Annotated in this window: 14 protein-coding genes; 13 read left to right on the top strand and 1 reads right to left on the bottom strand. The window is 71.9% G+C overall.

What is annotated here, in order from left to right:
- The 11 genes from DSM104299_RS14805 to DSM104299_RS14760 all read left to right on the top strand — a co-directional run bounded on the left by DSM104299_RS14805 (window position 1) and on the right by DSM104299_RS14760 (window position 9,994).
- On the top strand, window positions 1-369 hold the full coding sequence (locus DSM104299_RS14805) for a tetratricopeptide repeat protein (RefSeq protein WP_272472403.1): 369 nt from the start codon (window positions 1-3) through the stop codon (window positions 367-369).
- A 248-nt stretch (window positions 370-617) separates the two neighbouring features.
- Window positions 618-1,034 (top strand): ribosome maturation factor RimP, encoded by a 417-nt coding sequence (gene rimP / locus DSM104299_RS14800; RefSeq protein ID WP_272472402.1) that lies wholly within the window; start codon window positions 618-620, stop codon window positions 1,032-1,034.
- Window positions 1,035-1,047: 13 nt separating this feature from the next.
- Complete coding sequence (nusA, locus tag DSM104299_RS14795; protein ID WP_272472401.1) at window positions 1,048-2,646, top strand: transcription termination factor NusA; 1,599 nt, start codon at window positions 1,048-1,050, stop codon at window positions 2,644-2,646.
- A gap of 23 nt (window positions 2,647-2,669) precedes the next feature.
- Window positions 2,670-2,909 carry a YlxR family protein gene (locus DSM104299_RS29415; protein WP_349294570.1) on the top strand — a complete coding sequence of 80 codons (240 nt, stop codon included), beginning with the start codon at window positions 2,670-2,672 and terminating at the stop codon, window positions 2,907-2,909.
- Entirely contained in the window at window positions 2,887-6,045 is a 3,159-nt protein-coding gene (gene infB, locus DSM104299_RS14790) for a translation initiation factor IF-2 (RefSeq protein ID WP_272472400.1), read from the top strand. The genes DSM104299_RS29415 and infB overlap by 23 nt, the downstream gene beginning before the upstream one ends.
- A 34-nt stretch (window positions 6,046-6,079) precedes the next feature.
- Window positions 6,080-6,415, top strand: coding sequence for a 30S ribosome-binding factor RbfA (rbfA, locus tag DSM104299_RS14785; protein ID WP_272472399.1), 336 nt, complete (start codon window positions 6,080-6,082; stop codon window positions 6,413-6,415).
- Complete coding sequence (locus DSM104299_RS14780; protein WP_272472398.1) at window positions 6,415-7,443, top strand: DHH family phosphoesterase; 1,029 nt, start codon at window positions 6,415-6,417, stop codon at window positions 7,441-7,443. The genes rbfA and DSM104299_RS14780 overlap by 1 nt, the downstream gene beginning before the upstream one ends.
- Before the next feature lie 20 nt (window positions 7,444-7,463).
- A complete protein-coding gene (gene truB / locus DSM104299_RS14775) occupies window positions 7,464-8,306 on the top strand; it encodes a tRNA pseudouridine(55) synthase TruB (protein ID WP_272472397.1) in 843 nt (280 codons plus the stop codon).
- A complete protein-coding gene (locus tag DSM104299_RS14770; RefSeq protein WP_272472396.1) occupies window positions 8,303-9,187 on the top strand; it encodes a bifunctional riboflavin kinase/FAD synthetase in 885 nt (294 codons plus the stop codon). Before truB ends, DSM104299_RS14770 begins: the two co-directional genes overlap by 4 nt.
- A 58-nt stretch (window positions 9,188-9,245) precedes the next feature.
- On the top strand, window positions 9,246-9,518 hold the full coding sequence (gene rpsO, locus DSM104299_RS14765; protein WP_272472395.1) for a 30S ribosomal protein S15: 273 nt from the start codon (window positions 9,246-9,248) through the stop codon (window positions 9,516-9,518).
- Between the two features lie 2 nt (window positions 9,519-9,520).
- Window positions 9,521-9,994 (top strand): redoxin domain-containing protein, encoded by a 474-nt coding sequence (locus DSM104299_RS14760; protein WP_272472394.1) that lies wholly within the window; start codon window positions 9,521-9,523, stop codon window positions 9,992-9,994.
- Here DSM104299_RS14760 and DSM104299_RS14755 read toward each other — a convergent pair.
- Window positions 9,926-10,444, bottom strand: coding sequence for an SRPBCC family protein (locus DSM104299_RS14755; RefSeq protein WP_349294568.1), 519 nt, complete (start codon window positions 10,442-10,444; stop codon window positions 9,926-9,928). The two genes, DSM104299_RS14760 and DSM104299_RS14755, sit on opposite strands and share 69 nt — an antisense overlap.
- A gap of 28 nt (window positions 10,445-10,472) precedes the next feature.
- Here DSM104299_RS14755 and DSM104299_RS14750 point away from each other — a divergent pair, with 28 nt between their 5' ends.
- Window positions 10,473-10,934, top strand: coding sequence for a DsbA family protein (locus tag DSM104299_RS14750; protein ID WP_272472392.1), 462 nt, complete (start codon window positions 10,473-10,475; stop codon window positions 10,932-10,934).
- Between the two features lie 79 nt (window positions 10,935-11,013).
- The gene (locus DSM104299_RS14745; RefSeq protein WP_432419745.1) at window positions 11,014-13,329 is read left to right on the top strand and encodes a polyribonucleotide nucleotidyltransferase; all 2,316 of its coding nucleotides are present in this window, start codon (window positions 11,014-11,016) and stop codon (window positions 13,327-13,329) included.
- The last annotated feature ends 34 nt before the right edge of the window (window positions 13,330-13,363 follow it).

Raw genomic sequence — 13,363 nt, 5'->3', positions numbered from 1 at the left:
ATGGACGAGCATGGCGCCTACGAGCTGTTCCGTCAGGGCACCGAGCTCCTGGAGGCCGGCGACCACCACGCGGCGACCGTCCCGCTGGGCCGCGCCCGCGAGCTCGCGCCCGACAAGGACTCCGTCCGCGAGGCCTACGGCCGCGCGCTCTTCCTGGCCCAGCGCTACGGCGAGGCCGCCGAGGAGTTCGAGGCCGTCGTGGAGCACGCGCCGACCAACGACTACGCCCTGTTCTGCCTCGGCCGCTCGCTCCAGCAGCTCGGCCAGCACGCCGAGGCGCTCAAGCCGCTGGCGCTGGCCGCGAACCTGCAGCCGCAGCGCGCGGACTACAAGAAGTACCGCGACCAGGCCCGCCGGCGCGCCGCCTGAGGGCCGCCTCGCCGCGCTTGGCACCACCCGACGGAGCTTGATGGGCTGGCGCCCACCGGCGCTCGCCGGGCGGCGCCAGCCACGGCGATCCGGGCCTCAGCCGACGCGCCGCAAGGAGCGTGGCACGCCGGTTCCAGACCGGTTCATCCTGCTATTCTGACGGGACAACTTCCGTGCCGGCGGGCTTCGCCGGTGATGTACAGGGAGCGGGCGATAGCCCGCTCTTTCATTTTGAGAGGGGAGGGTTGATGAGCACCACCATCCAGGCCGAGATCGAGGGCAAGCTCGCCGAGCGCGAGCCCGATGTCGAGGTGCTGCTCGCAGAGCTCCAGGGAGACACCGTGGAGCTCTTCATCGACCATCCCGACGGCGTGACGCTCGAGCTGTGCGAGCGCGTGACCAACGCGCTCCCCGAGTTGTTGGAGGAGTACGGCCTGACCGTCTCCTCGCCCGGCCCGGAGCGTCCCCTCAGCAAGCCGGAGCACTTCCGGCGGTTCATCGGTCGACGAGCCCGCGTGCGAACGCGCGAGGAGCACGACGGCCACAAGTCGTTCACCGGCGAGCTCGTGGGAGCTTCCGCAACGGAGGTGACGGTCGCCGCCGGCACCGGCGTCGTCGCGATCCCGTACGACGCCATCTCCCGATCCAACCTCGTCGAGTCCTAGGAGCACGAGCACCATGTCCCGCGAGATCCTGGAAGCCATGACCGCGTTGGCGCGCGAGAAGGGCATCTCACCCGAGAAGCTCATGACCGCGCTCGAAGACGCGCTGCTCTCGGCGTACAAGAAGCTGCCCGGCGCGGCGCGCTACGCGCGCGTCGAAGTCGACAACGAGACCGGCGACTTCGTCGTCATCCGCTACCGCATCCCGAAGGACCTGGAGGCGGAGCTGATCGGTGAGACGATCGCCGAGGAGTCCTACATCGACCCCGAGACGGGCGACCGCGTCGAGCCGCAGGACCCCGAGATCGACCCGGCGAGGTTCGAGCAGTACCGGGACCGGATCGAGGAGATCGACGACACCCCGGACGACTTCGGCCGCATCGCCGCGCAGACCGCCAAGCAGGTCATCCTGCAGCGGATCCGCGAGGCGGAGCGCGACATGATGTTCGAGGAGTTCCGTGACCGCGTGGGCGAGCTGATCACCGGCATCGTCCAGCAGTCCGACTCCCGCTACACGCTGGTCCAGCTCCGCGACCGCGTCGAGGCGCTGCTGCCCAAGGGCGAGCAGGTCGACGGCGAGCGCTACGACCACGGCCAGCGCGTCAAGGCGGTCATCAAGGAGGTCTCACCCTCCACGAAGGGCCCGTCGATCATCGTCAGCCGCCGCGACGGCGAGCTGATCAAGAAGCTGTTCGAGCTCGAGGTGCCCGAGATCGCCGACGGCCTGGTGGAGATCGCCAACGTCGCCCGCGAGCCCGGCTACCGCTCGAAGATCGCGGTGATCTCACACGCCGACGGCGTCGACCCGGTCGGCGCCTGCGTCGGCCCGCGCGGCTCCCGCGTGCGCATGGTCGTCTCCGAGCTGCGCGGCGAGAAGATCGACATCATCCCCTACAACGACGAGCCCGCCCGGTTCGTCGCCAAGGCGCTGTCGCCGGCCCGTGTCCGCGAGGTGCTCGTCGACGACGAGTCCAAGCAGGCGACGGTCATCGTCCCCGACGACCAGCTCTCGCTGGCCATCGGCCGCGAGGGCCAGAACGCGCGCCTGGCCGCCCGCCTGACCGGCTGGCGGATCGACATCAAGTCCGAGACCGACTTCGCCGCCACGGCGCAGACCACCGACGACTACGGCGAGGGTGCCGAAGAGGTCGGCGGCCGCTGCCAGGCGATCAGCGTGCGCGGGCGTCGCTGCCCGAACGAGGCGCTGCCGGGCTCGCCGTTCTGCGGCCTGCCCAAGCACCAGGCGCTGTCGCGCTTCACGACTGCGGCGGTCGCGATCCTCGAGCCGCTCAGCGACGAGGAGATCGCGGACCTGTCCGATCCCGACAAGACCTGGGACGACGTCGTCGACATCGTCACCCGCGCCGAGGAGCTCTACGGCGATCAGGAGGAGCAGGTCGTCGACGAGACGGCCGAGCCCGAGGAGGGCGAGTTCGACGACGATGGTCTGGAGCCCGCGCCGGAGGCGGCCGAGCCGGAGGGTGGGATCGACGCACCGGAGGTCGACGACGCTCCCGAAGAGGACGTGGTCGACGTGGAAGCCGAGGCCGACGGAGAGCCCGTCGCCGAGGCCGAAGCGGAGGTCGCGGACCAGGCCGAGGAGCCGGCGTCGTAAGCTCTACTCCGCACCGGCGCTGCATCGGGTGCGGGACCGTGCGTCCCAAGCCCGAGTTGCTGCGCCTGGTTGCGGTGGCAGGACGGGTCACGGTGGACCCTGATGCAACGTTGCCCGGGCGCGGCGCCTATGTGTGCGGCCCGGAGTGCGCGCAGCGCGCGATCGAGCGCCGCGCGATCGGCCGCGCCCTACGGGGGCGCGCTGAGATTTCCGAAGACTTCGTAGAATCGACACGACTGCATGGCAAAGAAGCGAATCCATGAGATCGCCAAGGAGCAGGGGATCCCGAGCAAGGACCTCCTCGACAAGCTCCAGGCCGCCGGCCTCGACGTGAAGGCCGCAGCCTCCTCCGTGGAGGAGGCCGATGCGCTGCGCGCGATCGGCGGCAAGACGAGCGCCGCCGGCAACGGCGCGCCCGCACCACAGACTTCACAGCCCGCCGAGGCCGCCGCAAGCGCGCCTCCGGCCGCTCGACGCCAGCCGGTGCGCACGGACGCGGCCCCGCCCACCCGCGGCGCTCCGGTGCGCCCGCCCGAGGGGCGCGGCCAGCCTGTGCGCCCGCCCGCCGGTCGCGGCCAGCCGGTCCGTCCGGGCTCGGCGGCTGCCGGCCGCGGCGCCCCCGCGCGCCAGAGCCAGGGTGGCGGCGGCGCTCCCGCCGGCCGCGGCGCTCCCGCCCGTCCGGGCCAGGCGCCCGCACGCGGCGGCAACCAGGCCCGCCCGCCCGGTGGCGGTCGCGGCACGCCGCAGCCCGCCCGTCCCGTCCCGCGCCGTCCCGTCCTGGACGACCTGCCGGTCGATCCGCGCCGCCAGATGGGCCGCGGCGGCCCGGGCCCCGCCCGTGCGACGCCCGCCGCGCCGCAGCAGCCCGCCGCCGAGACGCAGGCGCCCGCGCCCACCGAGGTCGAGGCTCCGCAGCAGCCCGCCGCCGAGACGCAGGCGCCGGCGCAGACCCCTGCGCCCGCCGCGCCCGTCGAGCAGCAGCCCGAGGCCACGGCCGCGCCGGCCGCCGCGCCCGAGCAGCCGAAGGCCCCTGCCGCCAAGGCGCCGGCCACGCCCGCCGCACCGGCGACGCCGCCGCGCTCCGGCGCGCCCGAGAAGGGCAAGGTCCCGCCGGCCGGCAAGAAGTCGCTGCGCCGCGAGCCCGTCAGGGTCGACACGCAGGCCGCGCAGCCCGCGGCCGAAGCGACCGAGCAGCCGGCGGCCGCCGCCGGCGAGGCCGCGGCCGCCCCGGCCGCCGAGGGCAAGCCCGCCGCCGCGCAGGCCAAGGGCAAGCCCGGCGCCAAGGGCAAGGAGGACAAGGGACCGACGATCGTCCCGCACGTCGAGCCGCCCAAGCCCGGTGCCGGCCCGCGCATCATCTCCGTCCCCGAGCCCCCGAAGCGCCCCAAGCGCGACGAGACGCAGTCCGTGCCTTCCAGCGCGGGCGGCCGTCCGACGCGCGGCGGCATGCGCTCCGAGGGCGGCCCCGGCGCCGGCAAGCGCCGCGTGGTCATCGACTCCCAGGCCGCTCGCCGCGGTCCGGGCGGCGGTCCCGGCCCCGCGCCGAACCGTCCGCCGCGCCGTCGCCGTCGCCGCCGTCGCACCCCGATGGAGGACACGCCGCAGGTCCTGGCGGCCGATCAGCTGACGCGGACCGACCTCGTCCGGATCAACTCCGGCTCGACGGTCAAGGACGTCGCCGAGTACCTCGGCGTGCCGGTCCCCGACGTCATCAAGCAGCTCATGTCCATGGGCGTGCTGGCGATGGTCACCAAGACCCTCGGCGACGAGGAGATCCAGCTGGTCGCCGACGCCCTCGACAAGCAGATCGAGATCGTCACGCTGTCCGACGAGGCCGAAGCCGAGGTCGAGTACGACGACGCCGACGAGGATCTCGTCGAGCGCCCGCCGGTCGTGACGATCATGGGCCACGTCGACCACGGCAAGACGTCGCTGTTGGACGCCGTGCGCAAGACCGAGGTCGCCGCCGGCGAGGCGGGTGGCATCACCCAGCACATCGGCGCCTACCAGGTCCACCACAACGGCAAGACCATCACGTTCCTGGACACCCCGGGCCACCAGGCGTTCACCGCCATGCGTGCCCGCGGCGCCCGGGTCACGGACATCGCCGTGATCGTGGTCGCCGCCGACGACGGCGCGCGCCCGCAGACCGACGAGGCCATCGACCACGCCAACGCGGCCGACGTCCCGATCGTCGTCGCGGTCAACAAGATCGACAAGGAGGGCGCGGACCCGACCCGGGTGCGCACCGAGCTCACGCAGCGCGGCCTCCAGCCGTCGGAGTGGGGTGGCGAGACCGAGTACGTCGACGTGTCCGCGAAGGCCGGCACGAACCTCGACGACCTCCTCGACACGCTGCTGGTCGTCGCCGAGCTCGAGGAGCTCGAGGCCAACCCGAGCGCCGAGGCGTCGGGCGTCGTCATCGAGTCCAAGCTCGACCCGGGCCGTGGCCCGGTCGTCACGGTCCTGATCCAGCGCGGCACGCTGAACATCGGCGACGCGCTGTACGCCGGCGCCCAGCCCGGCCGCGTCCGCGCGATGATCGACTACCGCGGTGAGCGCGTGGACAAGGCCGTCCCGGGCGACCCGGTGGAGATCCTCGGCTTCGACGGCGTCCCCGACGCGGGCGAGGTCGTCCGCGTGGTCGCCAACGACCGCGAGGCGCGCCGCCTGGCCCAGGAGCGCGAGACGCGCGAGAAGGCCGAGGCCATCGCACGCCGCTCGGGCCGCAAGGTCTCCTTCGAGGACGTGTTCAAGCGCGCCCTCCAGGAAGAGGCCGCCGAGCTGCCGCTCGTCATCAAGGGCGACGTCGCCGGTTCGGTCGAGGCGCTCGAGGACGAGATCGCCCGCCTGCCGCAGGACGAGGTCCGCGTCGACGTGCTGCACAGCGGCGTCGGCGGGATCAACGAGTCCGACGTCATGCTCGCCGCCGCGTCGGAGGCCGTCATCATCGGCTTCAACGTGCGCCCGGTGGGCGACGCCGCGGCCCTGGCCGACCGCCAGGGCGTGGAGATCCGGAACTACTCGGTCATCTACGCGGCGCTCGACGACCTGCGGGCGGCGATGACAGGCCTCCTCGCGCCGGAGATCGTGGAGGACACGATCGGCACCGTCGAGGTCCGCCAGACGTTCCGCGCGTCCAAGATCGGCACGATCGCCGGTTCGTACGTCACCGACGGCGTCGTGCGCCGCGGGGCCACGGTCCGGGTCATCCGCGACGGCACGATCGTCGCCGACACGACGGTCGACACGCTGCGCCGCTTCAACGACGACGCTCGCGAAGTCGCTGCCGGCTACGAGTGCGGCATCGTGCTCAACAACTTCCAGAGCATCCGAGAAGGGGATGTCCTGGAGGTGTATGAGACACGGCAGGTGGAGCGCGAGCTCCAGCCGTCGTAGTCTGCGATATAGGATGAGCTCCGGAGGAGCGCGCATGCGTCGCGTGGACGAAGCCGTCCGCGAAGTGCTCGGCGATGCCGTGAATCAAGTTCTCAAGGACCCACGGGTCGGATTCGTGACAGTCACCGAGGTGCGGACGAGCGCTGACCTGCGCCAGGCGCGGGTGTTCGTCAGCGTGTTCGGAACCGCCGACGAGCAGGCGGCGACCCTGGAGGGCCTGGCGTCCGCGCACGGCGTCCTCCAGGGCCGGATCGCCCGCGAGCTGCGCCTGAAGCGCACGCCGACCCTCGAGTTCATGCTCGACGACACCGCGGAGAAGGCCGCCAAGCTGGAGGCCATCATCGAGGACGTCACGGAGGACGCTGGCTGATGGGGAGCAACGGCGCGGTGGCCGCACGTGAGCGGGTGCTCGAGGAGATCCGGACCGGCTCCGGGTTCTGCCTCGTGACCCACGAGCACCCGGACGGCGACGCGCTCGGGTCGCTCGTCGCGATGCACCGGATCCTGACGGCGCTCGGCAAGGACTCGGTGATGCTGATGGCCGCCGATGAGTTCCCGCTGCCCTACGAGTACCGCTTCTTCGACCTGCAGGGCCTGTCGACGGTGCCGCCGACCGACCTGCCGGCCCGGACGATCATCTACCTGGACTGCGGCAACATCGACCGCAACCCGCTGGGGATCGTCAAGGGCGACGACGTCCACATCCTCAACATCGACCACCATCACGACAACACGCGCTTCGGCACCGTCGACCTGGTCGACGACGAGGCGGCGTGCACGACCGAGATCGTGTGGGACCTGATGCGCGCGCTGGGCGTCGAGCCCGACCAGGACATCGCCGACGCGCTGTACGTCGGGCTGGTCACCGACACCGGCCGGTTCATGTACGAGAACACCGGGCCGAGGGCGCACGTGATGGCCGCCGAGCTGATCGAGGCCGGCGTCGACACGCACGCGATCTACCGCCGGCTGTACGAGGACATGCCCTACGCGAAGCTGGAGCTGCTGGGGCGCGCCCTGGCGCGTGTGGAGCGCCACGACGGCGGGACGCTGACGGTCGCGCGGGTCACCCGTGAGGACTTCGACGCCGTCGGCGCGGAGGACTCCTACACGGAGGGCATCATCGACCACCTGCGCAGCGTCGAGCACACGAAGGTCGCGGCGCTGGCGCGCGAGGTCGAGAGCATCGGCGTCGCCGGCGACGGTGCCGCCGCGATCCGCAAGAAGGTGTCGCTGCGCTCGACCGACGGCGAGGTCGACGTGTCGGCGATCGCCCGCGCGGGCGGCGGCGGCGGGCACCGCCAGGCGGCGGGGTTCACGACGCAGCTCGGCGACGACGAGCTCGTGGCGTTCCTGCGCGAGCAGATCGCGGCGCAGTTGGCGCTGTCGTCGACCTGAGCCGCGAGGCGCTCGAGTCGATGGACGGCGTGATCCTGGTCGACAAGCCGGCCGGGCCGACGTCGCACGACGTCGTCGCGCGGGTCCGGCGCACGCTGCCGCGGGGCGTCAAGGTCGGCCACGGCGGGACGCTCGACCCGTTCGCGACCGGCTTGTTGTTGGTGTTGACGGGTCGCGCGACGCGGATCCAGCGGTTCCTGATGGGGTTGGGCAAGGAGTACGAGACGGTCGCGCGGCTGGGGTGGACGTCGTCGACCGGCGACCCCGAGGGCGTGCTGACCGAGACGGGCCGCGTGCCGGCGCACGACGCCGTGCTCCCGACCGGGCTGATCCGCCAGCGCCCGCCGGCCTACAGCGCCATCAAGATCGAGGGCCGGCGCGCCTACGCGCTGGCGCGGGCGGGTGTCGAGGTCGAGGTGCCCGAGCGCGAGGTCCGGGTCGCGCGCTTCGACGAGCTGTGGCGCGACGACGCCGCGGGCCGCGCCGCCTACGCGATCGCCTGCTCCAGCGGCACCTACGTCCGGTCGCTGATCGCCGACCTCGGCGACGCCTATTGCGTGGAGCTGCGGCGCACCGCGATCGGCCCTTACCGCGTCGAGGACGCGGTGGCGCCCCCCGATCGGGACGACGACGAGCCGTTCGCGCCGCGCGTCCTGAGCGTGGCCGAGGCGCTGCGCGGCGTGCTGCCCTCCGTCGCGCTGGACGCCGACACCGCCCGCCGGGCGGGCCACGGCCAGGTCGTCGAGGTCGATCCGGCGACGCCCGTGGGCGAGGCCCTGCTGCTCGACCCGGCGGGCGATCCTGTCTGCGTCGCGGACGTCGCCGACGGCAGCGCCAAGCCCCGCGTAGGCTTCCGGGCGTGAAGCTCACGTACCTCCCCGACGTGGAGCCGCGGCCGCGACGCGTCGCGATCGGCACGTTCGACGGCGTGCACCTCGGCCACCGCGAGGTGATCGCGGGCGCCGAGACGGTCGTCACGTTCGACCCGCACCCGCAGTCGGTCGTCGCGCCGGGCAGCCAGCCCAAGCTGCTGACGACGCTCGACCGCAAGGCCGAGCTGATCGCGTCGCTCGGCGTCGCCGAGCTGGTGGTCATCCCGTTCGACGGCGCCTTCGCCGCGCGCGACGCCCAGGACTTCGTCGACCACGTGCTCGTCGAGCGCGTGCAGGCCACGCACGTCAGCGTGGGGGAGAACTTCCGCTTCGGCCACAAGGCCCACGGCGACGCGCAGCTGCTGTCTGCCGACCCGCGGTTCGAGACGCGGGTGGTGCCGCTGCTGGAGGTCGACGGCGAGGTCGTCAGCTCCAGCCACATCCGCGGGCTGGTCTCCGGCGGCGCCGTCAACTACGCCGACGCGCTGCTCGGCGCGCCGTTCGCGGTCGACGGCGAGGTTCAGCACGGCGACAAGCGCGGCCGGACCCTGGGCTTCCCGACCGCCAACCTCGTGCCGCGTCCGGGCTACGTCACGCCCGGCCACGGCGTCTACGCGTGCAGGGCGGCGCTCCCGGACGGGACCGTCGTCGCCGCCGCCACGAACGTCGGCGTCCGGCCGCAGTTCGTCACCGGCCGCGGCGAGCTGATCGAGGCGTTCCTGATCGACTGGTCCGGCGACCTGTACGGCGCGAAGATCCGGGTGGAGTTCCTGCGCCGGCTGCGTGGCGAGCGGCGGTTCGCGTCGGTCGACGCGCTCGTCGCCCAGATGCGCAGCGACGTCGACGAGGCGCGGGAGATCGTTGCGGGATGACCCGGACCTGGCCCGCAGGCCAGCGTTCGGCAACCCCTGCTAACCTGCGCCGCCGCACATGAGCACGCTGACCGCTGACCGCAAGCAAGAGATCATCGCCAAGTTCGGGGACACCGCCCAGGACACCGGGAGCACCCGTGTCCAGGTCGCTCTTCTAACGGCGCGGATCAACGATCTGACCGAGCACCTCCGGGAGCACAAGAAGGATCACCACAGCCGTCGCGGCCTGCTCATGCTCGTCGGCCAGCGTCGTCGCCTGCTCAACTACCTGAGCAAGAACGACCTCGAGGGCTACCGCGCCCTCATCGCCGAGCTCGGCCTGCGCCGCTAGCCGTGAGCATCATCGCTCCGGGTACGACGGTCCCGGACTTCGTCCTCAAGCGCGAGGACGGCGCGGACTTCACGCAGGACGACCTGAAGGGCAAGACGACCGTCCTGGTCTTCTACCCGTTCGCCTTCAGCCCGGTGTGCACCGACCAGCTGCAGGTCTACGAAGAGGCGCTGCCGGAGCTCTCCGAGCAGGGCGCCGTCGTCTACGCGGTGTCCACCGACGCGACGCCGGCGCAGACGGCGTTCCGCGAGAAGCTCGGCGTGTCGATCGCGCAGCTCTCCGACTTCGAGCCCAAGGGCGCGGCTGCCCGGACGTTCGGCACCTACTTCGAGCCGGCGGGCATGACCAACCGCGCGCTGGTCATCGTCGGGCCGGACGGCGTCGTCGCCTGGTCCCACCTCGCGGACTCACCCGGCGACCTGCCCGGCGTGAACCTCATCTTCGACGGCCTGGCGGCCGTCGGCGCCAGCGCTTAGCGCCGGCAGCACCGCGGTCTCGCGGTACTCGAAGATCGCCGCGACGTCTCGGTGGACGAAGGCGCGCGCGGCGAGCTGGCCGAAGGGCCCGAAGCCGATCGCGTAGCGCACCGTGTCGCGCATCCGCGTGGCCGCGCCGCCGTCGACCGCCTCGAACTCGTGCGTGTGGTGCCACAGCGCGTAGGGCCCGCGCACCTGGACGTCGACGAACCGCACCGGCGGCTCCCACTCCTGGATCGACGTCAGCCAGTCGACGCCGATCCCGTGCACCTTCAGGCGGTACTGGATCAGCGTCCCGACCTCCATCGCGATCTCGCCCGGCGTTACGACCGCGAACTTCAGCAGCGGCGGCGTGATCGCCTCGAGGTTGCGCGCGTCGGCGAAGAACGGGAAGACGTCGCCGGGCGCGCCGGGGAGCGTCTGCTCGCGACGCAACGTGAAGATCCGCATGGTCACCTACGGGTACGGTCCACTGCGCATGGGCGATCTCAGCAGCGCTCCCGTCCCGGCGCTCCGGTCCGACGACCACGTCCGCGGCGACGCCGCGTCGGAGGAGCTCGTCGTCATGTACGCGGACTTCAGCTGCCCGCGCTGCGCCGTCGCCGCGCTGAGGCTGCGCAATGCCGAGGCGCCCGTCGTCTTCCGCCACTTCGCGTTGAAGACGCGCCATCCGCGCTCCGTCCCGCTCGCGCGCGCCGCCGAGGCCGCGGCGCTGCAGGAGGCGTTCTGGCCGTTTCACGACAGCCTCTTCGGCGACCAGGGCCGGATCGACGACCCGCACCTGTGGGACCGCTGCGAGCGGCTGGGGCTCGACGTCGGCCGCTTCGAGGCCGACCGGCGGTCCGACGCGGTGGCCGAACGGGTGGCGAGGGACCTGCGCGACGGCATGCGGGCAGGGGTGACCGGCACCCCTGCGCTGCTGCGCCTCTCGGTAGACTGACCGGAGTTCGGATCCGAGAAGAGAACAAAGAAGCCGGCCCGCCGAGTCCGACGCGTGGGCCAATGGAGGAACGACATATATGTCTAATGACGCCGTGACCACGGTCACCGTCGAGATCGCCGGCAAGGAGATCTCCTTTGAGACGGGCAAGATGGCCAAGCAGGCCTCTGGCGCCGTCGTCGTCCGACAGGGCGACACGATGGTGTTGAACACCGCCACCATCGGAAACCTTCGCGACATCGACTTCCTGCCGCTGAGCGTGGACGTCGAGGAGCGCATGTACGCCGCGGGCAAGATCCCCGGCTCCTTCTTCAAGCGCGAGGGCCGCTCGGGCGAGAAGGGCACGCTCACCGCGCGCATGATCGACCGTCCGATCCGCCCGCTCTTCCCCAAGGGCTGGCGCTACGAGACGCAGATCGTGGCGATCCCGCTGTCGATCGACCACGTCCACCCGTACGACATCCTCGCGATGAACGGCGCCTCCGCGGCGCTCATGCTCTCGCCGGTCCCGCTGCCCAACCCGGTCGGCGCGGTGCGCATCGGCAAGATCGACGGCAACTTCGTCGTCAACCCCGACGAGGAGGACCTCCTCGAGAACACCGACCTCGACCTGATCGTGGCCGGCACCGAAGAGGCCATCCTGATGGTCGAGGCCGGAGCGAACGTCATCTCCGAGGCCGAGATCCTCGACGCGCTCGACATCGCCCACGACGCGATCAAGAAGCTGTGCGGCGCCCAGCGCGAGCTGGCCGAGAAGGCCGGCAAGCCCAAGCTGGAGGTCGAGGTCAAGGAGATCGCCCAGCAGCTCGTCGACGAGATCCGCGCCAGCCACGGCGCCGACCTCGACGCCGCCACCCAGGTGTTCGACAAGCTCGAGCGCCAGGACGCGACCAAGGCCGTCGAGACCTCCGTCATCGAGAAGTACGCCGGTGACCCCGAGGCCGACACCTACGGCGAGTACAAGGCCAACGCCAAGGCCGCCTTCGCCAAGATCGAGAAGCAGATCATCCGCGAGCGGATCGCCAAGGACAAGAAGCGTCCCGACGGCCGCGACGAGACCGAGATCCGCCCGATCTCGATCGAGGTCTCCGTCGCCCCGCGCACCCACGGCTCCGCGCTGTTCACCCGCGGCCAGACCCAGGCCTTCAGCGTCGCCGCCCTCGGCACGCTGAAGGAGGAGATGCGCCTCGACACCCTCGGGCTCGAGACCAAGAAGTACTACTGGCACCACTACAACTTCCCGGCCTTCTCGGTCGGCGAGACGGGCTTCATGCGCGGCCCCAAGCGGCGTGACATCGGTCACGGCGCCCTGGCCGAGCGCGCCCTGGTGCCGGTCGTCCCGCACATCGACGACTTCCCGTACACGGTGCGTGTCGTCTCCGACATCTTCGAGTCCAACGGCTCGTCGTCGATGGCGTCGGTCTGCGGCAGCTCGCTGTCGCTGATGGACGCGGGCGTGCCGATCACGGCTCCCGTCGCGGGCATCGCGATGGGCCTGATCAAGGAGGGCGACGACTACACGGTCCTCACCGACATCGCCGGCGTCGAGGACCACCTCGGCGACATGGACTTCAAGGTCGCCGGCACGTCCGAGGGCATCACCGCCCTGCAGATGGACATCAAGATCACGGGCGTCACGTTCGACATCCTCCGCGACGCGCTGGCCCAGGCCCGCGACGCCCGGCTGGACATCCTCGGGCAGATGGCGCGCGTCATCGCCACGCCGCGCGAGCAGCTGTCGGCCTACGCGCCGCGCATCATCACGGTGCAGATCGACCCGTCGAAGATCGGCCTGCTCATCGGCAAGGGCGGCGAGACGATCCGCGGTCTGTCGGAGGAGTTCGAGTCCCAGATCGACGTCAACGACGACGGCCAGGTCCTCGTGTACTCCGCCAACGGCGAGCTCGGCGAGCAGCTGGCCGAGCGCATCCGGACGATGACCAAGGAGGTCGAGGTCGGCGACGCGTTCAGCGGCAAGGTCGTCAAGACGACGACCTTCGGCGCGTTCGTCGAGCTGGCCAAGGGCACCGACGGCCTGCTGCACATCAGCAACGTCAAGCCCGGCGAGCGCGTCGGCACGGTCGAAGAGGTCCTCAACAAGGGCGACGAGATCGAAGTCCGCGTGGTCGAGGTCGACCGCGAGCGCGGCCGCATCGGCCTGCGCCTCGCCGAGGACCCGGAGATCGCCGGCAAGTCCGTCGAGGAGCTCGCGACCGTCGGCGCCGGTGGCGGCGGCGGCGGTGGCAACGGCGGCGGCCCGCGCCGTGACCGCGGCGGCGACCGCGGTGACCGCGGCCCGCGTCGCGACCGCGACGGCGGTGGCGACCGCGGCGACCGCCCGCGCGGCTCCGGCCGCCCGCGGCACCGCAGCGACCGCGATCCCGAGCGGGACTAGGTGGAGTCCCACTCGCCTAGCGGCTCGTAGATCC

The sequence above is a fragment of the Baekduia alba genome, from assembly GCF_028416635.1.
In the GTDB taxonomy this organism is placed as follows: domain Bacteria; phylum Actinomycetota; class Thermoleophilia; order Solirubrobacterales; family Solirubrobacteraceae; genus Baekduia; species Baekduia alba.
Note: the sequence above shows the minus strand (reverse complement) of the source record. Positions and strands in the feature narration are given on the sequence as shown.

Coding starts and splice junctions, on each gene's coding strand:
- DSM104299_RS14805 (WP_272472403.1), top strand. CDS start 1: ATGGACGAGCATGGCGCCTACGAGCTGTTCCGTCAGGGCACCGAGCTC.
- rimP (WP_272472402.1), top strand. CDS start 618: ATGAGCACCACCATCCAGGCCGAGATCGAGGGCAAGCTCGCCGAGCGC.
- nusA (WP_272472401.1), top strand. CDS start 1,048: ATGTCCCGCGAGATCCTGGAAGCCATGACCGCGTTGGCGCGCGAGAAG.
- infB (WP_272472400.1), top strand. CDS start 2,887: ATGGCAAAGAAGCGAATCCATGAGATCGCCAAGGAGCAGGGGATCCCG.
- rbfA (WP_272472399.1), top strand. CDS start 6,080: ATGCGTCGCGTGGACGAAGCCGTCCGCGAAGTGCTCGGCGATGCCGTG.
- DSM104299_RS14780 (WP_272472398.1), top strand. CDS start 6,415: ATGGGGAGCAACGGCGCGGTGGCCGCACGTGAGCGGGTGCTCGAGGAG.
- truB (WP_272472397.1), top strand. CDS start 7,464: ATGGACGGCGTGATCCTGGTCGACAAGCCGGCCGGGCCGACGTCGCAC.
- rpsO (WP_272472395.1), top strand. CDS start 9,246: ATGAGCACGCTGACCGCTGACCGCAAGCAAGAGATCATCGCCAAGTTC.
- DSM104299_RS14755 (WP_349294568.1), bottom strand. CDS start 10,444: ATGCGGATCTTCACGTTGCGTCGCGAGCAGACGCTCCCCGGCGCGCCC.
- DSM104299_RS14750 (WP_272472392.1), top strand. CDS start 10,473: ATGGGCGATCTCAGCAGCGCTCCCGTCCCGGCGCTCCGGTCCGACGAC.
- DSM104299_RS14745 (WP_432419745.1), top strand. CDS start 11,014: ATGTCTAATGACGCCGTGACCACGGTCACCGTCGAGATCGCCGGCAAG.